We start from the raw sequence: 24,966 nt of genomic DNA on the forward strand, positions 1-24,966 counted from the left end.
GCGTCACTCCTAAGCACGGGCGACTTGATGGCTGGGCGGGGGCTTCGGCAGTTCAAGGAGAGCTTGTTGAAAGGAATTATCCTGGCAGGAGGCAGCGGAACACGCCTCTATCCGCTTACATTAGCGATTTCTAAGCAGATCCTGCCGATCTACGACAAGCCGATGATCTATTACCCGCTGAGCGTGCTCATGCTCGCGGGAATACGTGAAATCCTGGTCATTTCAACTCCGCGCGACTTGCCGGTCTTTCGCGACTTGCTTGGCGACGGCTCGGAGTTCGGTCTGAGCCTGGCCTATGCCGAGCAGCCGCAGCCCAACGGCCTGGCGGAAGCCTTCATCATCGGCCGCGACTTCATCGGCAGGGACGGCGTGTCGATGATTCTGGGGGACAACATCTATTTCGGCGACGGGCTGTCGCAGCTCTGCCGCATGGCGGCGGCGCGTGAAACCGGCGCCTCGGTGTTTGCCTACCATGTCGACGATCCGGAGCGCTATGGCGTGGTCTCGTTCGACAAGGCGACCGGCAACGCCCTGACCATCGAGGAAAAGCCGCAGAAGCCCAGGTCCAACTGGGCCGTCACCGGGCTCTACTTCTACGACAACGATGTCGTCGACATTGCTGGCTCGATCCGCCCCTCGGCGCGCGGCGAGCTCGAGATCACGGCGGTCAACAATGTCTATCTCGAGCGCGGCGCGCTGCAGGTGCATCAGCTCGGCCGCGGCTATGCCTGGCTCGACACCGGCACGCATGACAGCCTGCACGAAGCTTCCTCCTTCGTGCGCACCATCGAGCACCGCCAGGGGATCAAGGTCGCCTGCCCGGAGGAGATCGCCTTGGAACAGGGCTGGCTCGGCGCCGACAAGGTTCTGGAACGCGCCGCGCGCCTGGGCAAGAATCACTATGCCGCCTATCTGCGCAAGCGGGTCGCCGACCTGACGGAGGAACGTGGTGCTTGAGGTCAGGCCGCTCGGCCTCGATGGCGTGCTGGAGATCGTGCCGAAGCGGCATGGCGACGCGCGCGGCTATTTCAGCGAGACCTGGAATGCCGAGCGTTTCGCGGACGCCGGCATCGCCCTCGATTTCGTGCAGGACAACCACTCCTATTCGGCTGCGGCCGGCGTGCTTCGCGGGCTGCATTATCAGCTGCCGCCGCGCGCGCAGGACAAGCTGCTGCGCGTTATCAGGGGCAGCCTGCTCGATGTCGCGGTCGACATCCGCCGCTCTTCGCCGACCTTCGGCAAATGGCTGGCGCTGGAGATATCGGCCGAAAAGGGCAACCAGATCCTGGTGCCGAAGGGCTTCGCGCATGGCTTCGTCACTCTCGAGCCGGACACCGAGGTGCTCTACAAGGTGACCGACACCTATTCGCCGGAGCATGACCGGTCGATCCGTTTCGACGACCCGGCAATCGGCATCGAATGGCCCACTGTTCCAGGCGGGTTCCAGCTTTCGGACAAGGACCGAAAGGCGCCGTTGCTCGGCAACGCAGAGGTGTTTGCGTGAGGAAGGACGGCGGCATGAACTTTCTGGTGACGGGCGGTGCCGGCTTCATCGGCTCGGCCGTATGCCGGCATCTGTGCGCGAATCCGGCCTACCGCGTCACCAATCTCGACAAGCTCACCTATGCCGGCAACCTCGCTTCGCTGAGGCCGATCGAGAACGCGCACAACTACCGCTTCGAGCGGGCCGACATCTGCGACGAGCGCGCGGTGCTGGAAATCTTGCGCCGCGACGACATCGACATCGTCATGAACCTCGCCGCCGAGAGCCATGTCGACCGCTCGATCGACGGGCCAGGTGCCTTCATCGAAACCAACATCGTCGGCACCTATCGCATGCTGAACGCCGCGCTCGACTACTGGCGCGGCCTGCCGGAGACGCGAAAGGCGGGCTTCCGCTTCCACCATATCTCGACCGACGAGGTGTTCGGCGATCTTCCCTTCGATGCCGGCATGTTCGTGGAGGAGACGCCCTATGCGCCGTCCTCGCCCTATTCGGCGTCCAAGGCGGCGTCGGACCATCTGGTGCGGGCCTGGCATGAGACATACGGCCTGCCGGTGGTGCTTTCCAACTGCTCGAACAATTACGGCCCCTACCATTTTCCGGAAAAGCTCATCCCGCTGGTCATCCTCAACGCGCTCGACGAGAAGCCGCTGCCGGTCTACGGCGCCGGCGCCAATGTGCGCGACTGGCTGTTCGTCGAGGATCACGCGCGCGCCCTCGAGCTTGTCGCCACGAAGGGCCGGCCGGGCGAGAGCTACAATGTCGGCGGCAATTCCGAGCGCACCAATCTCGCCGTCGTCGAGGCGATCTGCGACCTTCTCGACCTGAGGCGGCCGCGCGCCGGCGGCAAAAGCCACCGCGACCTGATCAGCTTCGTCACCGACCGCCCCGGCCACGACCGCCGCTATGCCATCGACGCCTCCAAGATCGCCCGCGATCTCGGCTGGACGCCAAGGGAGAATTTCGACAGCGGCCTGGCCAGGACGGTCGACTGGTACCTCGACAACAAATGGTGGTGGGGGCCGATCCGCGAGCAGCGCTATGCCGGCGAAAGACTGGGACAGGTCGAAGCCAGGAAGGGGGCGGCGTGAGGCTTGCCGTCACCGGACGCGAGGGCCAGGTTGCCGCCAGCCTGATCGAGGCGGCGCGCAGCCGCCGCGACGTGGAAGTGGTCGCCGTCGGCCGCCCGGCGCTTGACCTGACCCGGCCCGACACGGTGTTTCCGGCGCTCGAGGCGGCACGGCCGGACCTCGTCGTCTCGGCCGCAGCCTACACCGCCGTCGACCAGGCCGAGGACGAGAGCGACCTGGCCTTTGCCGCCAACGCCGTCGGCGCAGGCAAGGTGGCAGAGGCTGCGGCGCGGCTCGGCGTTCCCGTCATCCAGCTCTCGACCGACTATGTCTTCGACGGCACCAAGGACGGCGCCTATGTCGAGACCGACGCGACCGCGCCGCTCGGCGTCTACGGCGCCTCCAAGCTCGCCGGCGAGCAGGCCGTGGCTGCCGCCAACCCGCGCCACCTCATCCTGCGCACTGCCTGGGCCTACAGCCCCTTCGGCACGAATTTCGTCAAGATCATACTCCGGCTTGCCGCCGAGCGCGATGAGATTTCGGTCGTCGCCGATCAAACAGGAACGCCGACCTCCGCGCTCGACATCGCCGACGCGATCCTGCACGTGGCCGCAAGGCTGCGCGACGACCAGAATTTCGCCGCTTGGGGCATCTACCACCTGGCCGGCAGCGGTGAGATAAACCGGAGCGGCTTCGCCCGTCATATCCTGGACACAAGCCGGGCGTTTGGTGGCCCCCATGCGCAGGTTCGCGACATCGCGTCCAAGGATTATCCGACAAAGGCGCTGCGCCCAGCCAACTCAACACTTTCAACGAAAAAATTTGCCTCGGTGTTTGGCTGGAGTGCACCGGATTGGCACCGATCGACTGAAGAAACTGTGTCCCGATTTGTGCTTGAAGCGGCAAGGCAGGCCCGCACGGAGAATGAGCCAGTAGGCAACACGCAACACTGGAGAAATTTATGACTGTTCAGCTATTCGTACCGACTTTCCGTGTCGAGGAATGTCTTTCGGAAATCCGTGAGTGTCTCGAAAGGGGCTGGACCGGGCTCGGCTTCAAGACCGCTGAATTCGAAACGGCGTGGAAGAACTATACCGGGCTGCCCCATGCCCACTTCCTGAACTCCAACACGGTTGGACTTCATTTGGCTGTTCAGCTTTTCAAATCGAAATATGGATGGAATGACGGCGATGAGGTCATCACGACGCCTCTAACATTCGTTTCCACCAATCACGCTATCCTCTATGCAGGCCTGAAGCCGATTTTTGCAGACGTTGACGAATACCTTTGCCTCGATCCTGAAAGCGTCAGCCAACGCATCACGGACAAAACGAAGGCTCTTATTTTTGTTGGGATGGGAGGCAATGTCGGCAGATATCAGAAGATACTCGAGATCTGTCGCGCACATGACATAAAGCTCGTGCTCGATGCAGCCCACATGGCAGGCACTCGCGCCAGCGGCAAGCATGTAGGCGGCGATGCTGATGTGTCGGTGTTCAGCTATCAGGCCGTGAAAAATCTTCCCACTGCCGACTCTGGGATGATTTGCTTTAAGGATGCCGAGGACGACGAGCGGGTCCGCAAGCTTACGTGGTTGGGCATCAACAAGGATACATATGCCCGCACGGCCGCCCAAGGGGCCTACAAATGGATGTATGATGTTGAGGAGATTGGGTACAAATTCCACGGCAACTCCGTCATGGCTGCCATGGGACTCGTCCAGTTGAAATATCTCGATATCGACAACTCATTCCGACGCCAACTGGCCGTTTGGTACCGTCAGCATTTTGACGGGCACAACAGGGTCAGCGTGGTGCCGACCGCCAACGGTTGTGAGTCTGCACAGCATCTTCTGCAGATACGTGTAAAGAACCGCGACATGCTGATGCTCGCCTTGAACGAGCACGGCGTCTATCCCGGCGTTCACTATCGCGACAATACCGACTATCGGATGTACGCTTTCGCCGCGGGCTCATGTCCCAACGCGGCGGTAGCGAGCCAGGAAATAATCTCGCTGCCACTTCATCTTCGTATGAGCAAGGCGGATGTGGACCTGGTAGCCGAACTGGTCCTCAAATACGCACAATGAAGCAGCACGTCGTTCCCTTTGGAGATGGAACTGTCGTCTTGCGGCTTGTGGAAGAGCGCGATCTGGAGACGATCCTCGCTTGGCGAAACCGCGACGAAGCGCGCGTTTGGTTCAAGAACTCTGACAGGATTGCTTTCGATGACCACCTCGCCTGGTACAAAAGGTACCTTCAAAGGGAGGACGATTTTTTCTTTCTGGTGGAGGCGAATGGGCAGCCGGTCGGCCAATGCGGCATCTATGATATCGAAAACGGCGCCGGAAGAGCCGAAGTTGGCAGATTTCTCATCGCGCCGGAGATGGCGGGGAAAGGCTACGCCAGCCGTTCGTGCCGCGAGATCGTTCGCTTCGGCACGCAATTCTTGAAACTCCCATATCTCTTCCTGGAAGTTATAGAGCAGAATGCCAGGGCTATTCGCCTTTACGCACGCCAGGGATTCGTCGAGGAGAGTCGCCAGGGAGGCCTCATTCGCATGGGCCTTTGCCAAGATAGAGCGTTATGACCGTAAGGGGCACCTTCAAGCCAATGCTGTGCCCGCCATATCGAGCCGCTATGCGAGCCAGATATGGCTAGCATTCTAATGGTTATAGAATCAAAGATTGCTACCACATATTTGCTAGAGCAAATCATGGGAGCTTGTCGAGAACATGGCGTAGATCACGAAGTAAAATTCCTTAATGAACTTCAGATCGACGATATTACTCCCGACACCATTCCAATGTTTGTACGATGCGCTGACCCGCTGGTTCTATCGTGGGCGCAATTGCTCGTCGACGCAAACAGGTCGTACATATACTATATTGACGATAATTTTTGGCGAATCACGGGGGACAATCCACTTGCGGTGTATTATCGGCACCCAATTGTTAGAAAGTCACTGGAATTTGCAGTCTGCCATGCAGAAACCGTGATCGTTAACTCCTCCGAACTGGCAACATTCGTTTCCAGATTTAATACTCGCGTGACGATGTTGCCGGCGTTTTTCGATTTTTCAATTATTGATGGTGTGGCTCAATCCTCCAGCGACGAGATCCGGATCGGATTTGCAGGAAGCCCCTCACGTGTCGACGATTTGGATTTAATCGCACCGCTTATTGAATCGGTTTTGAAGAGTTTCCCGAAAACGGTATTCGAGTTTGCTGGTGTTTTTCCAAAGGGGGTCGCGCCTGGAGCGAGAGTGCGCTTTTTTCCGCATACCGGTGACTACGCTACTTACATCAGATTCCAGGCTTCGAGAAATTGGGCGATTGGGTTGGCGCCACTGATTGACCATGAGGCAAACCGGAGCAAGACCGACAACAAGTATCGTGAATATAGCGCCTGCCGCATAGCTGGCATTTACTCCAACATTCCTCCTTACAGAGATGTTGTAAAGAGCGATGAGACCGGTATTTTGGTGCCAAATACCCTGGATGGTTGGTTTGAAGCGCTGTCATTATTGATAATTTTCCCGGAAAAAAGAAATCGATTGGCGGATTCGGCATTCGCTCACGTCAAGGGGCGGTATGATTTGCCGGCAGTTTCACACGCGTGGGCAAATGTATTCATAGGTGTTGATAAGAAACGCTCAAGAGACATAAAACCTCTCATCAATTGGCGATTTTTGTGGAAAAAGTGTTGCGGGATAGTGGAAAGATACACAATTCATGTTATAGTAACCTATAAGCAGGGGGGTCTATATTTAGTAACAAAGAGAGTAGTCAGAAGGTTATTGGCGGGTGCTTGATGCCTCAGTTACCTTTGTTTAGCCGGCTTGTGGCAACCGGTCCGGTTGCGTCATCTGTCGACGGTCAGCGTGCCGCAGGCTTGTACGTCCCCGCGGCAACATCGTGTGGGCTAACGTGGAGTCGCGCTACCCTGCACACCTTGGAATTGCCCGAAATGGCGTCATGACTCGAAACGCAACGACCTTCGGCATATCCGGTTCGGTTCGATGAGACATAGCTATTCAAGTGTGGACAAGAGCAGGTTGCTCCGCGATGTGATTCGCTCGGTTCTGCTATATCGCGTCTGGTTTTTTATCGGCGTGCAGGATATCAAGCGCCGCTACCGCCGTTCCTTCATCGGGCCATTATGGATCCTTCTCAATCTGGGCGTGTACGTAGGCGCTATTGGCTTCGTTTATGGCGTCATGTTCGGGCAAGATCTGAAGGCCTTTCTCCCTTACCTGATGCTGGGTTTTGTTACCTGGGGACTGATTTCATCATCTATAGTCGACGCAGGTACGGTCTTTATAAGCGCCGAAGGTTACATCAAGCAGTTCTCGTACCCGAAGCAAATATATATCTTGCGCGCGCTTGTTAGCAATAGTATGAACTTTGTGATGGGCCTAATAGCTGTGGCTATTGTCCAGATTTTTCTCGGCACGTTCGCATTTGGCGGGTGGCTGACGGCTATCCCAGGCATTGTTCTATTGTACTTGGCGCTACTGGGGCACACAACCGTTTTTTCTTATCTTGGTACCGCCATCCGCGATCTGCCGCACGCGCTGGCAAGTGTGTTGCAGGTTGTATTTTATCTGACTCCGATAGTCGTTCCAGCCAGCGTTCTCAAGAGCCATGGCCTAGAATTGGTTTACCTCGTCAATCCGATCTACCATTTGATTGAAGTCATTCGTCAGCCAATCTTGACTGCAACGTTGGCGCCGATGTCGACCTATGGCTTTATCCTTGGCTATGTCCTGATCGTGTATTGCATTGCCTGGTACGTGGCTTCACGTTTGGACAAGAGGGTGGTGTTTCTCCTTTGACCCAGAACTTCATACGACTACAGAACGTCGGTGTGCGTTTCACCGGGGATATGAACACCGACGGTCTCATAGGCTGGCTGGCTAGAAAGCGGAGCGGGGTGGGCGCCTCTTCGAGTTACACTGTAGACGCTCTGAAGGACGTGACTATTGCTATTGAGCAGGGCGAACGGGTGGGACTTATCGGCCTCAATGGTGCGGGTAAGAGCACTCTGTTGAAGGTCATGGCGGGCATCTATATGCCGACCACTGGCGTCGCGGAAACCGAGGGGCATGTTTGCCCGATGTTCGAGTTTGCGACTGGGTTCGAAATGCATCAAACCGGTCGAGACAATATCCGCATCCGGGGTTTGCTGCTTGGCATGACGCCCGATGAAATTGAGGCGAAACTGCCGGAGATTGAAGATTTTACTGAACTTGGCGAGTTCCTAGCATATCCAGTCCGTACCTATTCGGCCGGCATGTTCATTCGCCTTGCGTTTGCAGTGTCGACTAGCATAAATCCGGAGATCTTACTAATAGACGAGGTTATGGGAGCGGGAGATATTCGCTTCGCCAACAAAGCAAAACGCCGCATGTTCGATTTCATGGAACAAGGCAAAATACTTGTCTTTTCGTCCCACAACTTTGATCTACTGAAGAGCTTTTGCGCTCGCACGATATGGCTGGAAAAAGGACGAATTGTGATGGACGGCAGGACTGAGGATGTGATCGCTGAGTATGAGGCTTCACAGAGATAACTAGGGCCCGCCGCAACGGTTCAATTAGTGTACACCCGCGGTTGCGGGTTCGGGGGTAACATGAAATTCGGCGATTGCAGCCACGATCTTTCCATAAGGCGCACCGGCAAAGGTAAGTCGGTACCCAAGGTGACGGTAATCCTGCCAACGTTTGCACGTGCAAACGGGCTTCTGCAGATTTCGATTGAGAGCGTCCTATCGCAGAGTTATGGCGACCTCGAGCTCCTTGTGGTCGATGACGGTTCGCGTGATGGCACCGCCGATGTGCTAGATGATTTTCAGCGCGCCGACCCTAGGGTCATCATTCACTCGTATAAACATAACAGTGGCCTTCCCGCCCTGCGCGTGGATCAGGCTGCGCTCCACGCTCGCGGCAAGTACATAGCGTACCAGTTCGACGACGATCGTTGGACGAACGACAGTTTGAAAGTGCGCATGGAGTGGCTTGAGCACCAATCGATACCAAGCGTCGTCTACGGGAGCTGTGATATCTATCGCGCGATGGATGAAGGCGAAATTTTTCAGCGTGTACTGGGACAGGAGTTCAATTACGCCCTCCTTCTGCACGGCAACTACATCGCGAACAACACAGTCGTCCACCATGCTGCTCTTTTCGATAGGCACGGCATGTACGATCCCCACGTGGCGGCCAGGCGTTATTCGGACTACGATCTTTGGCTGCGTTTTGGGAAAAGCGCTCCCTTTCAATGGGTCGATGCGACGTGTTCGATCGTTCGGTCCAATATGGAGAACTCGCTTGGCAGGGATGTGCCTTCCAATTTAACACGTACGTTGAAATACTTGCAGCTCAATCGGGATAGGCACCTGCTTCCTGTGAATATTGCTCAGTACGATTTGATTGCAGCCGATGATTGGGGAAATAGATTTTCGGTCGAAGAGATTCGACGATACTATAGAGAGGATGTTTTACCGTTTATTGCAAAATATAATGAATACTGTGACAATTCGGAATTGGCTGCGGTGGCATCTGGGGCGATGGCGCACAAGCGTGTGCTAATAACAAAGCCAGATTATAGCACATCTGTAGATGTTACCGTCAAAAATTTTGAGAATATCATTAAACAAAAAGGGTTTACAAGTACTTTTGTAAGAGAGCGGGAGGTTGCATCGTTCGATACGTCGGATACTGACGTCGCCGTCCTCTATCGCACTGTGGGACCGGCGGAAAAATTGTTAAAGGACAAGGAGCGAAAGAGCATTCCCTGCGCCTATCTCATGGATGACAACATGCTTCGCTTCCATGAAATGGGGCCGGAACATTCCTCTATAGCGCCTGATACGCCAGCATACCGGAGCATAGTGGCGCAGATATCCGCAGCTGATACTGTGATCGGGTACAGCGACGAAATAATTGATGATGTCATAGAATTAAATTCTCATGCAATCCGTCTTAGATCAAACATCAAATCAAGATATATAAAATATCGCGACTTCAACAGATTTGGAAAATTGCGAATAGCGATTTTCAGCAATAAGTTCCGAGGGGAAGTCGTTGCCAAACTGTGGCCGGGATTGCAGCGTGTCGCGTCTCGTTACAAGAAGGAGGTCGAATTTCATTTTTGGGGCATCGACCCGAGGAAATTTCCCGTTCTGGATTGCGATGTCCATTTTAGACCTTTCACACATTCCTACGAAAAGTATCTAGCGGAACTAAGCAGCACCTATTTTGACATCTCGCTCACACCTCTTGAGGGTGAGACGCGTGCAGAACGGAGCAAAAGTCCGGTCAAACTGCTGGAATCGGTTGCCGCTGGTGCAATCAGTGTAATGAGCGACGTGGCGCCCTACAGCCATTTACCTGATGCGGTTTGTGTCAAGGTGCGCAACCGACCTGAGGACTGGGCAGATGCGATTGAGGCTCTGCTTAAACTAAAGGCAGAGCAGCGTGACCAAATGTTGGAGCGAGCACGCGCCTATGTTGAAAACTGCTACACCACCGAAATCCAATACTATGATTTTTATGGCGCTCTCGCTGCTACAGAACTTCATGCGCAATTAAAGCACAAGGCAGTTCTCTACGCTTTCCACGAGGCTGCACTGGGAGGCGCAACGCTTCATTTGCTGCGGCATGCGACGCTTGTATCCTCGTTCGGCTTCAGGGTTGTTGGTCTGGTGCCGCAGAGCGAGAAGTTTGGACCGGAGTTTGGTCGTCTCTGGCGGGAGGCGACGAAGGACGCCCCTCTCTTGGAGGAACGTTGGCAGCATGGGATGGATCACGCCGATGTCTCCAAAGTGCGCTCACGGCAGGCGGCGGATATTGATGTTGCTCGACGCATTCGAGAAAAATTGGTGGAACTTGAAATAGGTCTGCTTCACTTCGCCACCTGGCAGCCAGCCATGACGGCGCTCGGATTGGAACTGGGCGTTCCCGTTGTGGCCAGTGTCCACCAATATTATGAGGGCGCTGATACACGGGGCTTCGCCCATGCTGTTCATTGCTCGTCGGAAACTCATGGTGAACGATGGAAGAGAACTTCAGGGGTCCCTGTGCGCCGTGTTGTCTGCCCAGTCGACGAGGCTTACTTCTCGCTTTTTCCTGTGCGCGAGGCCAAAAAGTTCGCGATGCAAGATCCGCTGCAAATAGTCGTCTCGGGGACTTTGCAGCCTCGCAAGAACCAACTCGCTGCCATCAAAGCGGCTCTACTTCTGCGCAAGGCCGGGAAGGATGTAACAGTCCACCTGATTGGATACCACGATCTTCACACTGAGTACGCGAAGGCTTGTCGCGACTATGTGGCGGAACAAGGCCTAGAAAACCACGTAGTTTTCCACGGGTTCGTTTCCCGTCCGGAACACTTCTACAGGAACTGCGACGTATTGCTTATTTCCGCATTGGACGAATCCATGCCGCAGACGATGCTTCAAGCCATGGCGTCTGGTGTGGCCGTTATATCGCCTAGCGTAGGGGGCGTATCCGAATTGATCAAACATCGCTACAGCGGTTTGATCGCTAGGGGCAACTCCCCTGAAGAACTGGCGAATGCCGTCAAGGAGTTTCTGGAGTATTCCACTGAACGGCGAGCCGAGATTTTGCGCAGCGCCCACCGGACAATAGGGATTCTGGGTCGCTCAAGCTACGTCCGCGCGGAATTAATGGACCTTTATCTGAACGCTTTCAAACGTTCGGTATCCACAAGCACGACCGAAAGGATGGCTGACACCTCCATGGCTCGATTGGGCATGCTCTCCGAAAGGATCGAGCCCGCTGTGGCTTCCACGATTGCCCGGCTGCATTCTGAGGTGGAAGCCCAACATTTCTCGCGTCCGCTCAGGCTTGCCAGAGCCGTCAATTGGCGGTCAAGCGAGATGTGGAACATGGTTTCCCCCGTATTTGCTCCACTTGATGTGTTCAGCCGTCAGCAGTTCGGCAGGGGGCGACTTGATGAACTGCGCCTGAGCGAGGATCTTTCGGGCATATCCTACAGGGAGTATAGTATCCATTTCGCGGTTCCGTCGCTGGCGGCCATCTATCTCGGCGTCGTGCCGCTCGTCCGGGCCTCGGCAGGGCTTATTGGAATCGAGATCGTGTCAAGCAAAGACAAGATTCTCGGTTCGACAGTGCGTTCCCTAGCTGATATTGAAGAAGATCTGCCCGCGAAATTCTCGCTGAACATGCCTGTCGTCGATCTTGAGGCAGGATGGCGACTCAGGGTCTTTGTGCGTGAAGCGGACGTACCGGTCACCATCTATGAAGTAGTGCGCCCAGCGGTGCTTTACGGCGCCCTGAAGCGGCTCCCGTTCGCCAGGTTCGAGTAGCCAAGGCGGACGTACGAGTTTGCAGGATTTCGGAGACGGGAGAGTAGCGCACATATGGCTCCGTGAGCGCTGCACAACCGCAGAGATCGCCATTTGCGTCGAACATGACGACGGTGACCGCGATTGTTTGCTTCTAGATCAAGTAAAGCCTCCAAAAAACCTCTAGCCCTCCCCCCAACTCCGCGCTAATTGCCGTAGCGGGGCGACGGGGCTGGGGATTTGCAATCTGAAATAGCAGTTGGCGATGTTCGCCGGTGCTATCCTGGTAGTAATATCCCTGCGCCTGGAGTTTAGTACTGCCTGATGACCTTCTATGTAGAAGCCGTATCGGAACTCCGACCGAGGATGCGGCGCGCCATCATCATGATCCAGGACCTCGTCATGGTTCTGGTCGCTGTGGCGCTGAGCCTCGTCCTGTCGCAGTCGCGGCTCTCCTTCGAGGCGCTTTCCTATGGCGGGCTGGTCTGCTGGGCGCTCATCGTGCTGGTGGCGCATGTGCTGTTCCGCTCCTGCGGGCTCTACAACACGGTCTGGCGCTTTGCCTCCACGCCCGACTTCTTCAACATCCTGAAGGGCTGCGGCAGCCTCACTGTCGTCCTCTATCTCGCTTCGCTGGGCTTTCGCTTCTTCGAGCCAGTCGCCGGCCTCAACGAACGCCAGTTCATCGTCTTCTTCCTGGTGTCCTTCACCATCATTTCGGCGCCGCGGCTTTACTATCGCTTCCTGCGCGACGGCGCGAGCTGGCGCATCCTGCGCCGCGCGCCCGGCGACGCTCCGGTCAAGCAGGCGCTGTTCATCGGCCGGCTGAGCGAGGCCGACGTCATCGTCCGCTTCACCCGCACCGCAGTGCCCGCCGAATATGCCATCGCCGGCATCATGGCGACGGGGAGCGACGCGCCGCTCGGCACGCAGATCCAGGGCGTGCCCGTGGTCGCGGTCCGGCCGCGCCTGGTCGAGGTGCTGGAGGACTATGTCAACGGCACGGAGAACCTCGACCTGGTGATCTTCGGCAACGGCGCCGAGCGCGACATCGAGGACTACGCCGAGCTGGTGCGCATCGCCCGCCACAGCGGCATCGCCGTCGTCCAGTTCTCGGGCCTCTCGGAGCTGGGGCAGGGCGGCAAGCTGGTGCTCGACGCCGTCGAGATCGAGACCATCATGCGCCGCTCGGCCGTCGCCACCGACATCGAGCGCATTTCCGCCTTTGTCGGCGGCAAGCGCGTGCTGGTCACCGGCGGCGCCGGCTCCATCGGCCGCATCCTGGTCAAGCGGGCGCTGGAACTCGGTGCCGAAGCGGTGCTCGTCGCCGACCTCTCGGAATTCGGCATCTTCCAGCTCGACCAGCTCATCGAGGAGGAGGATCGCGATCGCCTGACCAGCCGCATCGTCGACGTCACCGACCGTCGCCACATGATGCGCCTCGTGGGCGAGTTCAAGCCGGCGATCATCTTCCACGCGGCTGCGCTCAAGCATGTGCCGCTGCTCGAGGAGAACTGGGAAGCGGCGATCCAGACCAACATCTTCGGCACGCTCGCCTGCGCCGAGGTCTCCGCCAAATGCGGCGTGCCGCAGTTCCTGCTGATTTCCAGCGACAAGGCCGTTGACCCCACATCGGTGCTCGGCATCACCAAGCGGGCGGCCGAGCAGATCGTGTCCTCGCTGCACGAGGTCCATGCCGCCCGGCCGGCGTCGCAGGCCGGCGAGGCGAGTCACGCCGCCCCCGGCACCAAATTCATCGCCGTGCGCTTCGGCAATGTCTTCGGCTCCACCGGCTCGGTGGCGACCATCTTCCAGGCGCAGATCGAGGCCGGCGGTCCGGTGACCATCACCGACCGGCGCATGACCCGCTATTTCATGACGGTGTCCGAGGCCGTCGACCTGGTCATCATGTCGGCCGCCGATGCCGAGCAGCGCCAGGGTGCGGACGACTACGCCATTTACATGCTCGACATGGGCAAGCCTGTGCCGATCCTCGAAGTCGCCGAAACCATGATCCGCATGGCCGGCAAGAGCCCCTACACCGACATCCCGATCCGCTTCACTGGCATCCGGCCCGGCGAGAAGCTGCATGAGACGCTGCAGGGCGAGGGCGAGGAGGTCGTCAAGCTCGACATCGCCAAGATTTTCGGCCTCAGGACCGATGTCGTCGAATGGCCGCGCATCCAGGCCGCGCTGACGACGCTGCAGGCCGCCATGCGCGACCAGGACAAGGCCGCCGCCCTTGCCGTCCTGGCGGGACTGCACCGGGTCGAGCAGGCTGCCGGCGGCGCGCGCGACCAGGCGCTGCCGAAAGCGGTGGGACGCTCGGGCTGATTGGGTCTGTGCTGCCGGTCCATGTTTGGGTATTTGAAGCCCGTGCGAACGCCCTTAGGTGAGTGATTCTGAACCCGTGACCAGACAAGACCAGCGCGTCGCCGTCCTGCTGGGCACCAAGGACGGCGCCGCCTTCATCGACGAGCAGCTCTCATCGCTGGTGGCGCAGTCCTGGCCTGCAATCGATCTATGGGTTTCCGATGACGGCTCCGCGGATGGCACGAGGTCCATCATCGAGGCGTGGCAGCCACGTTGGAACAAGGGCTCGCTGACGCTGGTCGACGGTCCGCGAAAGGGCTTCGCGGCGAATTTCCGCTCGATGATCGTCGATCCCCGCATTGACGCCGACTACTACGCTTTCTGCGACCAGGACGATATCTGGGAGGCGGACCGGCTGGAGAGCGCCATCCGCTGGATGGAGGCCCTGGACGCGGAAATGCCGCTTCTGTTCTGCTCGCGCACTGCGACCATTTCGGAGACCGGCGTCCCGGCCGGCAATTCGCCTCTGTTCCGGCGCCCGCCGTCGTTTCGCAACGCGCTGGTGCAGAGCATCGCCGGCGGCAACACCATGCTTCTCAACCGCGCGGCGCGCATGCTTCTGGCCAAGGCCTCGGCAAGGGCTGAATTCGTCAGCCACGACTGGTGGGCCTATCTGATCATTACCGCGGCCGGCGGCAAGGTCCGCTACGAGCCGCGGCCGCTGGTCAGATACCGGCAGCATGGGGCGAACCTCGTCGGCGCCAATGTCTCGTGGAAGGCGAGGCTCTCGCGGCTGGGGCGTTTGTTCCAAGGCCAGTTCGCCACCTGGACCGACAGCAATCTCACTGGGCTCGCCGCCAATCGGGATCTGCTCACGCGCGAGGCCGCGCTTTGCCTTCGCCTGTTCATCAGGGCGCGCAAGGGCAACGTTTTCAGGCGTTTGAGCCTGCTCAGCAAAAGCGGCGTCTACCGGCAGACCTTGATGGGCACGCTGGGACTCTATCTCGCCTTCCTCTGGCGCCGGATCTGATGCCGTGACGGCAAAGCGGGCTTTTGACGTGATCGTGGCGGCTGTCATGCTGGTGCTCACATCACCTGTCCTGTTGGTCGCCATGCTGGCGATCCGTCTGACGTCGTCCGGGCCCGCCATTTTTTCGCAGCCTCGCGTCGGCCGCGGCGGCGTCCCGTTTGCCTGCCACAAGCTGCGCACCATGTATGCGGGAACGCCGTCCCTGCCGACCCATGAGGCGCCGTCCAGCTCGGTCACCGCCGCCGGCAAATTTCTGCGCAGGACCAAGATCGACGAATTGCCCCAACTCTGGAACGTGTTGAGGGGCGAGATGAGCCTGGTCGGCCCGCGTCCATGCCTGCCGGCGCAGACGGAACTCATCGAGCGCCGCCGGCAACTCGGCGTGCTGGCCGCGCTCCCCGGAATCACCGGCCTTGCCCAGATCCGCGGCATCGACATGTCCGACCCGAAGCTCTGCGCCGAGACCGATGCCGCCTATCTGCAGGCGGCCTCGATCGGACTCGATGTCAAGATCTTGCTCGGCACGCTCTACCGGGATTGACCAGCCCGTCGCGCCAGTTCCTCGAGCCGGCCGAGCGTGTCGGCCTGCGGTCTCCAGCCCTCCGAGACCAGCAGCGATGGGTCGCAGGTCTGCGACGCGGTCAAGGCCCGCCATGATGCCTGCTTGCCGAGCAGCCTTGCCGCCAGCACGAGCGGCCGGGCGGGCAGGGGCAAAAGGCGAGCCGGGCGGCCGAATCCTTGTCGAAACGCGGCGATGATGTCGGACATCGCGACAGGAGACGCATCGCTCGCGACATAGGCCGGGTGCAGCGATCCAGGTCGGGTCAACAGATGCACCGCTGCACCCGCCGCAGCGTCGGCCGAGATCAGCGAGCGAAGCCCGGTGAGGGCACCTGTCGGCACCGGCAGGGCAGTGTCGGCAAGCCGCATCAGCGTGGCCAGGTTTCCTTTCATGCCTTCGCCATACACCGGTGGCAGGCGCAACGCGGCGGCGCGGCCCACTGACGCGAAGGCTGCCTGCACTTCGATCTCGCCCTGGCGCTTAGAGCGGCCATAGGCGCATTGTGGGGCAGGGGACGTCGCCTCGCTGATCGTGCCGCTGAAGCCTGGGCCGGCAACAGCGCGGATCGATGAGAAATAAATGAAACGCCCGTCGGCGCGCCCGGCCGCGGCTTTCGCCAGCCGTCCGCTCAGCGTCGCGTTGGCGGCCAGATACTCGGTCTCGCCGGCGGCGCGGTCGTTGTTGAGCGCCGCGCAATGGACGACATGCGTCACATCGCGCATGAGCGCCAGGAAGTCCTCGTCCGAAGCCTCGGCTTCCGGTAGCCGGACCACGTCGTTCCCGCTCGCTGCCTCCGGGCGGTGCGAAGCAATCCGGACGTCGAATTGCGCTTCGCGCAGCCGGTCAACGAGCCTACGTCCGATGAAGCCGGTCGCGCCGGTGACCAGAACCTTCATCGCAGCTGGCCGGCGGACGGCGCCACGGCAGGCGCGCTTTTTCCGGTCGGCGACACCGTTCGCCCACAGGCCAGATAGGTGCCGGAGACCAGAAACACCATCAGCGTCGCGTCGAGAATGTCATGGCCGAGCAAGATACCGGTCAGCCCGCCGACAAGGTAGGTGATGACGGTGACGATCACCATTGTCGCGCCGAGCCGCTCCGTCGCCTCCGCGCTGGCCCGCAGCACCCGCGCCGCATTCCACACCGCGACGACGAAGATCGCCACCAGGGCGATGGCGCCCAGCAGGCCGGCCTCGACCAGCGCGGTCAGAAAGCCGTTATGGAAATGGTTGAAGCCTTGCTCCATTGCGAACTGGTCGTGAAAACCCTGTTTCATCAGCTCGCGGCTGGCCGTGATGCCGTGTCCGAAGATCGGCGCGTTGCGGAACGCCTCGGCGCCGATCTCCCACATGGCCACGCGCAGGCCGAGCGCTGTCGAGTGATCGCCCTTCGTGGCCAGTGCGGTCCAGTCGCTGAACAGGAAGTCCGCCCGATCCATGAAGACGGGAAAGCCGATGGCGGCGACTGCCATGCCGGCCGCCCCGGCGATCATCGCCAGGCGCCTTAGCTTCGGCCCGCCCAGCCTGCTTCGGTTGATCAGGAGCACGGCAATCACCGCCAGCAGCAGCGCCAGCCAGATGATGCGCGAGCCCGAATAGAGGATCGCGACGGTGCCGGCGAGCGCCGCGACGGCGAGCCGCTTCCAGTTCCGCCTCTCGATCCCGGACAGCGGCCCGGCAAGGCTCGTTGCCACGGCAAGGCAGGTGACCGTTGCGAACACGATCGCGTTCCCAGCGCCGCCTTCGGCCCTGATGCCGATGCGGTAATACTGCACGATGGCGAGCGCCAGGGCGCCGATGCAAGCGGCAGCACTCGCGAGTACGGCGCTGCGGGCAAGCGTCGTCTTGTCCGTGATGCTCCATGTCGAATAGGAGATCGGGAAGAACATCAGCGTGACCAGCGGCAGGAAGAACCTGAAGTCCGCTTCAAGCGTGCCGTTGACGATCGAGGCGAGCACCACTGCCGCGCAATAGGCATAGATCGCGATCGTCATGGCGAGCATTGGCCTGTCGATGTTGAGGCGCCGTCGCTTCAAGGCGAGCAGCATCACCGACCACAGCGCGCCGCCATGGAAGACGAAGCTGACCGCCGATCCCAGCACCGGCGGCGAGAAGAAGCAGCCGATCGAGAAGTAGATGTTGATCTGTGCGGGCGTGAAGTGCCGGCGGAGGGATGAAAGCGCGTTCAATGCTCTGCTTCGCAGTTGGATTAAGCTGCCCTGCCGGCTGGTGTTGCCAGGTCCCCGGGCCGGTATAGCGGCTGCCACAGCTCTGCGATAGGGCGGCTGGCCTTGCCCGGAACCACAAGATGGGCGGCATGATCGCACAGCGACCTCCAGAAATGCGGGAGATTGCGGGCGCGGCAACAGTTTTCTTCGCTCTTTTGGCCCCACTCACTCCGCGGGCAGGATTTTTCGCAACGTGAGGCTTGCGTGGAAAATTCATTCCGTAACTGGTCACCGACTGGCCTGTCTGGCATTGTTCTAAACCAGAGCGATCTGCTAGAACGCCCGCCAAAAGGGTCCAGGACTTGCCGGGCTGTTTCACGAAAACGGCGCCAACGTCTCATGCAAGTCCGCCCGGCACGAAAGAACGTTCAACAGTCCATGAATATCGCGCTTACGCACCTGCAGCGGCTCGAGGCCGAATCCATCCACATCTTCCGTGAGGTTGCAGCCTCTTTTTCCAAGCCGGTGATGCTTTATTCGGTCGGCAAGGATTCTTCCGTGCTGATGCACCTGGCGATGAAGGCCTTCTATCCAGCCAAGCCGCCCTTTCCCTTTCTGCATGTCGACACGACGTGGAAGTTCCGCGAGATGATCGCCTTTCGCGATCAGATGGCGCAGAAGCTCGGCTTCGACCTGCTGGTCCACGTCAACGAGGACGGCGTGCGCGACAACATCAACCCCTTCGACCATGGATCCAACACCCACACCCATGTAATGAAGACGGTGGCGCTGCGCCAGGCGCTGGACAAATACGGCTTCGACGCGGCCTTCGGCGGCGCCCGCCGCGACGAGGAGAAGTCGCGCGCCAAAGAGCGCATCTTCTCCTTCCGCAATGCCCATCACGCCTGGGATCCCAAGAACCAGCGGCCGGAGATGTGGAAGATCTTCAACACCCGTATCGCGCCGGGCGAATCGATCCGCGTATTTCCGCTGTCGAACTGGACCGAACTCGACATCTGGCAGTACATCTTGCAGGAGAACATCCCGATCGTGCCGCTCTATTTCGCCAAGCAGCGGCCGGTGGTCGAACGCGACGGCATGCTCATCTTGAAGGACGACGACCGCATGCAGCTGCGCCCCGGCGAGACGGTCGAGAACCGGCTGGTGCGCTTCCGCACGCTGGGCTGCTACCCGCTGACCGGCGCCATCGATTCGGATGCCGACACGCTTGAAGCCATCGTCGGCGAGATGCTGACCGCCCGCACCTCCGAGCGCCAGGGCCGCCTCATCGACCGCGACGAGGCGGGTTCGATGGAAAAGAAGAAGCGCGAGGGGTATTTCTGAACATGCGCCACATCATGGCCAAAAGCCTCGCCCCGACAGACTCGATCCGCGACTACATGGCCGCGCAGGAGAAGAAGTCGCTGTTGCGCTTTCTCACCTGCGGCTCGGTCGACGACGGCAAGTCGACGCTGATCGGACGGCTGCTGTCCGACACCAAGCAGATATTCGAGGACCAGCTCGCCGCGCTCGAGCGTGATTCGCGCAAGCACGGCACCACCGGCGATGATGTCGACTTCGCGCTGCTGGTCGACGGGCTGGAGGCCGAGCGCGAGCAGGGCATCACCATCGACGTCGCTTACCGCTTCTTCGCCACGCCGAAGCGCAAGTTCATCGTCGCCGACACGCCCGGCCACGAGCAGTATACGCGCAACATGGCGACCGGCGCCTCGACCGCCGACGTCGCCATCGTGCTGATCGATGCACGCCAGGGCGTGCTGCGCCAGACCAGGCGCCACTCGATCATCGCCTCGCTGCTCGGCATCCGCCACATCGTGCTTGCGGTCAACAAGATCGATCTCGTCGGCTTCGACGAGAGCGTCTTCGATCGCATCGTGGCGGACTACAGCGAGTTCGCCAAAGGACTGGGCTTCGCAAGCATTGTGCCGATCCCGATGTCGGCGCGCTATGGCGACAACGTCACCAATCGATCGGAGCGCACGCCGTGGTATTCCGGGCCGTCGCTGATCGAGCATCTGGAAACCGTGTCGGTCGACGAGGCAGCCGTCGAACTGCCGTTCCGTTTCCCGGTGCAGTATGTGAACCGTCCCAACCTCGATTTCCGCGGTTTTGCCGGCACCATCGCTTCCGGCACCGTCTCGCAAGGCGACGAGGTCGTGGTCGCCAAGTCGGGCAGGGCCACCCGTGTCAAGCGCGTCGTCGCGCATGGCGGCGACCTTGAGCAGGCGGTTGCCGGACAGGCGATCACGCTGGTCCTCGAGGACGAGGTCGAGGTGTCGCGCGGCAATATGCTGGTGTCGCCGGCCGCGCGTCCGCAGGTCGCCGACCAGTTCACCGCCAACATCGTCTGGTTCGACGAGCAGGCGCTGCTGCCCGGTCGTTCCTACATCCTGCGCACCGAGACCGACCAGGTCAGCGCCACCGTCACCGACCTGAAGTACCGGGTCAACGTCAACGATTTCGCGCATGAGGCGGCGAAGTCGCTGGACCTCAACGAGGTCGGGGTCTGCAACCTCTCGACGCGGGCGCCGATCGCCTTCGATCCCTTCGGCGAGAACCGCACCACCGGCGCCTTCATCCTGATCGACCGCATCAGCAACGCCACCGTCGGCGCCGGCATGATCCTCCATTCGCTGCGCCGTGCCGAGAACATCCACTGGCAGTCGCTGGATGTCGGCAAGCGCGGCCGCAGCGACCTGAAGAACCAGCGCCCGGCGGTGTTCTGGTTCACCGGCCTGTCCGGCTCGGGCAAGTCGACCATCGCCAATCTCTTCGAGAAGAAGCTGTTCGCGTCCGGCCGTCACACCTACATTCTCGACGGCGACAATGTCCGCCATGGGCTGAACCGCGATCTCGGCTTCACCGACGCCGACCGCGTCGAGAACATCCGCCGCGTCGCCGAGGTGGCGAAGCTGATGGCCGATGCCGGGCTGATCGTCATCGTCTCCTTCATCTCCCCCTTCAGCGCCGAGCGGCGCATGGCACGCGAGCTCATGGCCGAGGGCGAGTTCATCGAGGTGTTCGTCGACACGCCGTTCGAGGAATGCGCCCGCCGCGACCCGAAGGGCCTTTACGCGCGTGCGCTGAGCGGCGAGATCAAGAACTTCACCGGCGTCGATTCGCCCTACGAGGCTCCGGAAAACCCCGAAATCCGTCTCGAGACGCTCGGCAAGAGCCCTCAGGAGATGGCGGAAGCCCTGGAACGCTGGCTGGATGAGCGCGACATTGCTGAAGACCAATATGACAATGGCGGCGGTATCTGACGACGAGGCCATGCTAGGCGTCTTCGAGCGCCTGGCCCTGGACGCCGGGCGCGAGGTGATGCGCGTCTTCCACGAAGGCTGTGCCGTCGACAACAAGTCCGACTCTTCGCCCGTGACCGAAGCCGACCGCGAAAGCGAGAAGATCATCCTGGCCGGCCTGCGCGCTGCCTATCCGCACATTCCCTGCGTGGCCGAGGAAGAGGTGGCGGCAGGGGTGGCGACGCCGGACCTCGACAACGCCTTCTTCCTCATCGATCCGCTCGACGGCACCAAGGAGTTCGTCAACCGCCGCACCGATTTCACCGTCAACATCGCGCTCATACGCCACGGCGTGCCGGAAGTCGGCGTCGTCTTCGCACCCTGCACGGGCCGTTTCTTCTCTGGCCGGCCGGGCAAGGCGGAAATGCTCGAGATCGACGGCGAGTTTCATATCACCGGCCGCCAGCCGATTGCCGTGCGGGCAAGTGGAATGCCGCTCGCGGTCGTCGCCAGCCGCTCGCACAACACGCCCGAGACCGACGCCTTCATCCGCGATCTCGGCGCCGCCGAGATCGTTTCGGTCGGCTCGTCGCTGAAGTTCTGCCTTGTCGCCGCCGCCGAGGCGGATGTCTACCCGCGCTTCGGCCGCACCATGGAATGGGACACCGCAGCCGGCGACGCGGTGCTGCGTGCCGCCGGCGGCATGACGCGCACGCTGGACGGCCGACCGCTCGTCTACGGCAAGCGCAATCAGGCGGACGACAGCGATTTCGCCAATCCGCATTTTATTGCGACGGGGAAGCGGGGGACGGTTTAATCTCCCCCCTTGAAGATGTCGCCGAAGGCGACAGAGGGGTCGCGTCGCATAGAGCGCCGACCCCGTTCGTCTGTGATAAAGGGCCGAGCCCGGTCGGACCGACCCCCTCTGGCCTGCCGGCCCTCTCCCCCTCAAGGGGGGAGATCATCAAGCCGCCGCGACGCTCGCCGAATTCGATCCAATGTAGTTGCGGATCGTCTCGATGATCCGGTCCTGGTCGGCCTCGCTGAGATAGGGATGCATCGGCAGGCAGAGGATCTGCTTCGGCAGTTCTTCCGAAACCGCAAGGCCGGCCGGCGAGCGCGGATAGTCGCGATAGGCGACCTGGGCATGCAGTGGCTTCACATAGTAGATGACCGACGGGATGCCCTTTTCCGTCAGATGGGCCTTCAGCCCATCGCGCTTCGGCGTCTCAATGGCATATTGCGCCCAGGCCGAGCGGCCGTGGCCCAGGTTGCGCGATGCCTTGACGATGTCGCCGAGGCCGTCGGCATAGCGTTGCGCCACCGCTTGGCGGGCCACCATCTCGTCCTCGAGAATGGCGAGCTTCTCGATCAGGATCGCCGCCTGCAGCGTGTCGAGGCGCGAATTGATGCCGACGCGGACATTGTCGTACTGCGTCTCTCCCTTGCCATGGAAGGCGAAGGACCGCAGCTTGTCGGCCAGCGCAGCGTCATTGGTGAACATAGCGCCGCCGTCGCCGTAGCAGCCGAGCGGCTTTGCCGGGTAGAAGCTGGTCGAGGCGACATGGCCGAACGAGCCGCACATCTTGCCGTCGGCGGAGCCGCCGATCGACTGCGCAGCGTCCTCGATCACCAATAGCCCTTCGCGCTTGGCGATCGCCGTGATCGCCTCGTAGTCGGCGGCAAGTCCGAACAGGTCGACCGGAATGATCGCCTTCGGCTTCAGCCGGCCCTGCTTCTTGATCATTTCGATTGCCGCCTCAAGGCTGGCAATGTCGATGTTGTAAGTGCTGGGATCGACGTCGACGAAGACGGGCTCGGCCTTGGCGAGCGCCACCACTTCCGCCGTGGCGGCGAAGGTGAAGCTCGGCACGAACACGGCGTCGCCAGGGCCGATGCCGGCGGCGAACAGCGGCAGGAGCAACGCATCTGTGCCGTTGGCGCAGGCCACGACATGCTTGACGCCGACGAAAGCTGCGAGCTTGTTTTCGAACTCGGTGACCTGCGGCCCGAGGATATAGCGGCCGTCCTCGACCACATGGTCGATCGCGGCCTTGAGCCGGTCGCGGATTCGTTCGCGCTGCGCGCCAAGATCGATGAACTGCATGTCGGCCTCAAGATACTGCCAGTAAACCGGCCCGCTGGTACCAGACTTGACGCGGCCGAGAAAGCCGGCCACGGCCAAGGCGAATTGCGCAAGTGTCGCAGGCTGTTACCGTGTTTTGCCGGCGCTTCGTCCGAACAAGCCGGAAAAGCGGCCTTCAAGGCGCATTTTAGCGCCCGCTTTTCTCACAGTGCCGGCGATGGAAACATAAAGTGATCGGTTCGGGCAGGGAGGCCCAGTCGGCGCCGACGGCCGATCAGGCGATTTCGTGCCGCCATGGCGGGTTGGCGCCGGCCCTTGAAACCGTCACCGCGGCCGCCTTGGCGCCGAGCGCGAGCGCCTTGCGGATCGCGTCCTCGGAGAGGCTGCCGATCCCTGCCTTGGTGAGCCGGCCCTGTTCGTGCAGCGAGGCGAGAATGCCGGCATTGAACGTATCGCCGGCGCCGACCGTGTCGACGACCTGGACCCGTTCCGGCACAACCGTGACCCTGTGCTCCTTGCTGTAGCCGACGGCGCCTTCGCTGCCATGGGTGACGACGATCAATTTCGGTCCGCGCTCCAGCCAGTTGCGGATGACGTCCTCATGCGAGCCCGCTTCGTCGAACCAGTTGAGGTCCTCGTCCGAGAGTTTGACGATGTCAGCCATCGCCATCATCTCGCGGATGCGCCGCAGATGCTTCGCCTTGTCGGGGATGAAGTTCGGGCGGATGTTCGGATCGAGCATCATGACCCGGCTGTTGTGCTCACGCCGCATGAACTCCTCATAGGCCGATCCAGCCGGCTCGGAGATCAGGCTGATGGCACCGAACAGCATGGCTTCGATTTCGGCCCCGAGCTTCGGCAGGTCCTCGATGGTCAGCATGCGTCCGGCAGTGTTCTCGTCATAGAAAGTGTAGGTCGCCTGGCCCTTGGTGAGCCGCACGAAGGCAAGCGTCGTGGGCTTCGGCGACGTGTGCGCATAGGTGGAACTCACCTTGCTCGCCCCGAGCGCCTCGCGAAGCTGGCCGCCGAACAGGTCCGAGGACAGGCCGGAAAAGAACCCGGCCGGCGCGCCCAGCCGCCCGAGCGCGATCGCCGTGTTGAACACCGCGCCGCCGACATAAGGCGCGAAGGCCGCTTCGCCTTCCGTCGTCGTGCGCGGCAACATGTCGATAAGGGCTTCGCCACAGCAGAGGATCATGTCTTGTCGGTCTCCGGCGGATGGATCACGCCCTTGCGGATGATGATGTTGGCGTAGAGTCTGGGTTCGCTGGTCGCCACGATGGCGTGTGCGGTCTTGACGCGTGCATAGAAGTCGGGGCCGGCGAGCGCAATCACCTTGCGTCCGGGCGCGTGTCTTGCGCAGACCGCCTCCATCTCGTGATGCACCGGATCTGCAAGCGCCGGATCGCCCTGGACCGAAGCGCGAAACAGCGCCTCCGGCACCGCCTCGTCGACGGGCAGCACGCTGAGGATCGCGTCGAGCACGGGGATGAGATGATGGCCGTCGGCGCGGATCAGCCGCCGCGCCTGTTCCTCCGCAGGATAATTGCCGTCGACCAGCGCGACCTCGTCGCCGTGGCCCATCGCGCGCAGCGTCGCCAGAAGCTGCGGGCCGAGCAGCGACGGAATGCCGATGAGCATG

The 24,966-nt window shown here is 60.7% G+C and carries 21 protein-coding genes; 16 read left to right on the forward strand and 5 right to left on the reverse strand.

Translation table 11 applies throughout. The features are described from left to right. The first annotated feature begins 66 nt into the window (after positions 1-66). The 13 genes from rfbA (at position 67) to EN818_RS08755 (ending at position 15,787) form a co-directional block, all read left to right on the forward strand. Positions 67-957, forward strand: a complete 891-nt coding sequence (rfbA, locus tag EN818_RS08695) for a glucose-1-phosphate thymidylyltransferase RfbA (protein WP_135904340.1) — start codon at positions 67-69, stop codon at positions 955-957. Next, the gene (gene rfbC / locus EN818_RS08700) at positions 950-1,504 is read left to right on the forward strand and encodes a dTDP-4-dehydrorhamnose 3,5-epimerase (protein ID WP_129553025.1); all 555 of its coding nucleotides are present in this window, start codon (positions 950-952) and stop codon (positions 1,502-1,504) included. The genes rfbA and rfbC overlap by 8 nt, the downstream gene beginning before the upstream one ends. A 14-nt stretch (positions 1,505-1,518) precedes the next feature. Then, on the forward strand, positions 1,519-2,595 hold the full coding sequence (rfbB, locus tag EN818_RS08705) for a dTDP-glucose 4,6-dehydratase (protein WP_135904342.1): 1,077 nt from the start codon (positions 1,519-1,521) through the stop codon (positions 2,593-2,595). Continuing rightward, on the forward strand, positions 2,592-3,539 hold the full coding sequence (gene rfbD, locus EN818_RS08710) for a dTDP-4-dehydrorhamnose reductase (protein ID WP_135904344.1): 948 nt from the start codon (positions 2,592-2,594) through the stop codon (positions 3,537-3,539). The genes rfbB and rfbD overlap by 4 nt, the downstream gene beginning before the upstream one ends. Further along, entirely contained in the window at positions 3,536-4,663 is a 1,128-nt protein-coding gene (locus tag EN818_RS08715; RefSeq protein WP_135904346.1) for a DegT/DnrJ/EryC1/StrS family aminotransferase, read from the forward strand. Before rfbD ends, EN818_RS08715 begins: the two co-directional genes overlap by 4 nt. Further along, positions 4,660-5,163, forward strand: a complete 504-nt coding sequence (locus EN818_RS08720; RefSeq protein WP_189523783.1) for a GNAT family N-acetyltransferase — start codon at positions 4,660-4,662, stop codon at positions 5,161-5,163. Before EN818_RS08715 ends, EN818_RS08720 begins: the two co-directional genes overlap by 4 nt. A gap of 63 nt (positions 5,164-5,226) precedes the next feature. Then, a complete protein-coding gene (locus tag EN818_RS08725; protein ID WP_135904348.1) occupies positions 5,227-6,387 on the forward strand; it encodes a glycosyltransferase in 1,161 nt (386 codons plus the stop codon). Positions 6,388-6,630: 243 nt separating this feature from the next. Next, on the forward strand, positions 6,631-7,410 hold the full coding sequence (locus EN818_RS08730) for an ABC transporter permease (RefSeq protein ID WP_245518811.1): 780 nt from the start codon (positions 6,631-6,633) through the stop codon (positions 7,408-7,410). Beyond that, positions 7,407-8,147 carry an ABC transporter ATP-binding protein gene (locus EN818_RS08735; protein WP_135904353.1) on the forward strand — a complete coding sequence of 247 codons (741 nt, stop codon included), beginning with the start codon at positions 7,407-7,409 and terminating at the stop codon, positions 8,145-8,147. The genes EN818_RS08730 and EN818_RS08735 overlap by 4 nt, the downstream gene beginning before the upstream one ends. A gap of 60 nt (positions 8,148-8,207) precedes the next feature. Next, positions 8,208-11,924: a glycosyltransferase gene (locus EN818_RS08740; protein WP_135904355.1), complete on the forward strand. Its 3,717-nt coding sequence runs from the start codon at positions 8,208-8,210 to the stop codon at positions 11,922-11,924. Between the two features lie 303 nt (positions 11,925-12,227). Next, positions 12,228-14,237, forward strand: coding sequence for a nucleoside-diphosphate sugar epimerase/dehydratase (locus tag EN818_RS08745; protein WP_189523784.1), 2,010 nt, complete (start codon positions 12,228-12,230; stop codon positions 14,235-14,237). Between the two features lie 76 nt (positions 14,238-14,313). Further along, positions 14,314-15,246: a glycosyltransferase family 2 protein gene (locus EN818_RS08750; RefSeq protein ID WP_135904357.1), complete on the forward strand. Its 933-nt coding sequence runs from the start codon at positions 14,314-14,316 to the stop codon at positions 15,244-15,246. A gap of 4 nt (positions 15,247-15,250) precedes the next feature. Continuing rightward, positions 15,251-15,787, forward strand: a complete 537-nt coding sequence (locus tag EN818_RS08755; RefSeq protein WP_281036003.1) for a sugar transferase — start codon at positions 15,251-15,253, stop codon at positions 15,785-15,787. Here the strand turns inward: EN818_RS08755 and EN818_RS08760 are convergent. Both EN818_RS08760 and EN818_RS08765 read right to left on the reverse strand, forming a co-directional pair. After that, the gene (locus EN818_RS08760; RefSeq protein WP_135904359.1) at positions 15,775-16,704 is read right to left on the reverse strand and encodes an NAD-dependent epimerase/dehydratase family protein; all 930 of its coding nucleotides are present in this window, start codon (positions 16,702-16,704) and stop codon (positions 15,775-15,777) included. The genes EN818_RS08755 and EN818_RS08760 overlap by 13 nt on opposite strands. Continuing rightward, positions 16,701-17,996: an O-antigen ligase family protein gene (locus EN818_RS08765; RefSeq protein WP_135904361.1), complete on the reverse strand. Its 1,296-nt coding sequence runs from the start codon at positions 17,994-17,996 to the stop codon at positions 16,701-16,703. The genes EN818_RS08760 and EN818_RS08765 overlap by 4 nt, the downstream gene beginning before the upstream one ends. 417 nt (positions 17,997-18,413) lie before the next feature. Between EN818_RS08765 and cysD the strand changes: the two genes are divergently transcribed. From cysD to cysQ, 3 genes are read left to right on the forward strand one after another with little or no spacing between them, the layout of a single operon-like run. Further along, positions 18,414-19,319, forward strand: a complete 906-nt coding sequence (gene cysD, locus EN818_RS08770; RefSeq protein ID WP_245420323.1) for a sulfate adenylyltransferase subunit CysD — start codon at positions 18,414-18,416, stop codon at positions 19,317-19,319. A gap of 2 nt (positions 19,320-19,321) precedes the next feature. Next, positions 19,322-21,259 (forward strand): sulfate adenylyltransferase subunit CysN, encoded by a 1,938-nt coding sequence (gene cysN, locus EN818_RS08775; RefSeq protein WP_145971898.1) that lies wholly within the window; start codon positions 19,322-19,324, stop codon positions 21,257-21,259. A 10-nt stretch (positions 21,260-21,269) separates the two neighbouring features. After that, on the forward strand, positions 21,270-22,055 hold the full coding sequence (gene cysQ / locus EN818_RS08780; RefSeq protein WP_189523789.1) for a 3'(2'),5'-bisphosphate nucleotidase CysQ: 786 nt from the start codon (positions 21,270-21,272) through the stop codon (positions 22,053-22,055). Positions 22,056-22,202: 147 nt separating this feature from the next. Here the strand turns inward: cysQ and EN818_RS08785 are convergent, their stop codons facing one another. The 3 genes from EN818_RS08785 to EN818_RS08795 form a co-directional block, all read right to left on the reverse strand. Beyond that, positions 22,203-23,345 (reverse strand): DegT/DnrJ/EryC1/StrS aminotransferase family protein, encoded by a 1,143-nt coding sequence (locus EN818_RS08785; protein ID WP_135904514.1) that lies wholly within the window; start codon positions 23,343-23,345, stop codon positions 22,203-22,205. Positions 23,346-23,598: 253 nt separating this feature from the next. Next, a complete protein-coding gene (locus EN818_RS08790) occupies positions 23,599-24,522 on the reverse strand; it encodes a carbohydrate kinase (RefSeq protein ID WP_135904365.1) in 924 nt (307 codons plus the stop codon). After that, positions 24,519-24,965 (reverse strand): RbsD/FucU domain-containing protein, encoded by a 447-nt coding sequence (locus EN818_RS08795; RefSeq protein WP_135904367.1) that lies wholly within the window; start codon positions 24,963-24,965, stop codon positions 24,519-24,521. Before EN818_RS08795 ends, EN818_RS08790 begins: the two co-directional genes overlap by 4 nt. Between the last annotated feature and the right edge of the window lies 1 nt (position 24,966).

It is taken from the genome of Mesorhizobium sp. M3A.F.Ca.ET.175.01.1.1, from assembly GCF_004791945.1.
GTDB lineage: Bacteria > Pseudomonadota > Alphaproteobacteria > Rhizobiales > Rhizobiaceae > Mesorhizobium.

What these genes read in the sequence shown, in the direction of transcription:
- rfbB (WP_135904342.1), top strand. Translation starts at nt 1,519, where the DNA reads ATGAACTTTCTGGTGACGGGCGGTGCCGGCTTCATCGGCTCGGCCGTA.
- EN818_RS08715 (WP_135904346.1), top strand. Translation starts at nt 3,536, where the DNA reads ATGACTGTTCAGCTATTCGTACCGACTTTCCGTGTCGAGGAATGTCTT.
- EN818_RS08720 (WP_189523783.1), top strand. Translation starts at nt 4,660, where the DNA reads ATGAAGCAGCACGTCGTTCCCTTTGGAGATGGAACTGTCGTCTTGCGG.
- EN818_RS08725 (WP_135904348.1), top strand. Translation starts at nt 5,227, where the DNA reads ATGGCTAGCATTCTAATGGTTATAGAATCAAAGATTGCTACCACATAT.
- EN818_RS08740 (WP_135904355.1), top strand. Translation starts at nt 8,208, where the DNA reads ATGAAATTCGGCGATTGCAGCCACGATCTTTCCATAAGGCGCACCGGC.
- EN818_RS08745 (WP_189523784.1), top strand. Translation starts at nt 12,228, where the DNA reads ATGACCTTCTATGTAGAAGCCGTATCGGAACTCCGACCGAGGATGCGG.
- EN818_RS08760 (WP_135904359.1), bottom strand. Translation starts at nt 16,704, where the DNA reads ATGAAGGTTCTGGTCACCGGCGCGACCGGCTTCATCGGACGTAGGCTC.
- cysD (WP_245420323.1), top strand. Translation starts at nt 18,414, where the DNA reads ATGAATATCGCGCTTACGCACCTGCAGCGGCTCGAGGCCGAATCCATC.
- cysN (WP_145971898.1), top strand. Translation starts at nt 19,322, where the DNA reads ATGCGCCACATCATGGCCAAAAGCCTCGCCCCGACAGACTCGATCCGC.
- cysQ (WP_189523789.1), top strand. Translation starts at nt 21,270, where the DNA reads ATGCTAGGCGTCTTCGAGCGCCTGGCCCTGGACGCCGGGCGCGAGGTG.
- EN818_RS08785 (WP_135904514.1), bottom strand. Translation starts at nt 23,345, where the DNA reads ATGCAGTTCATCGATCTTGGCGCGCAGCGCGAACGAATCCGCGACCGG.
- EN818_RS08790 (WP_135904365.1), bottom strand. Translation starts at nt 24,522, where the DNA reads ATGATCCTCTGCTGTGGCGAAGCCCTTATCGACATGTTGCCGCGCACG.
- EN818_RS08795 (WP_135904367.1), bottom strand. Translation starts at nt 24,965, where the DNA reads ATGCTCATCGGCATTCCGTCGCTGCTCGGCCCGCAGCTTCTGGCGACG.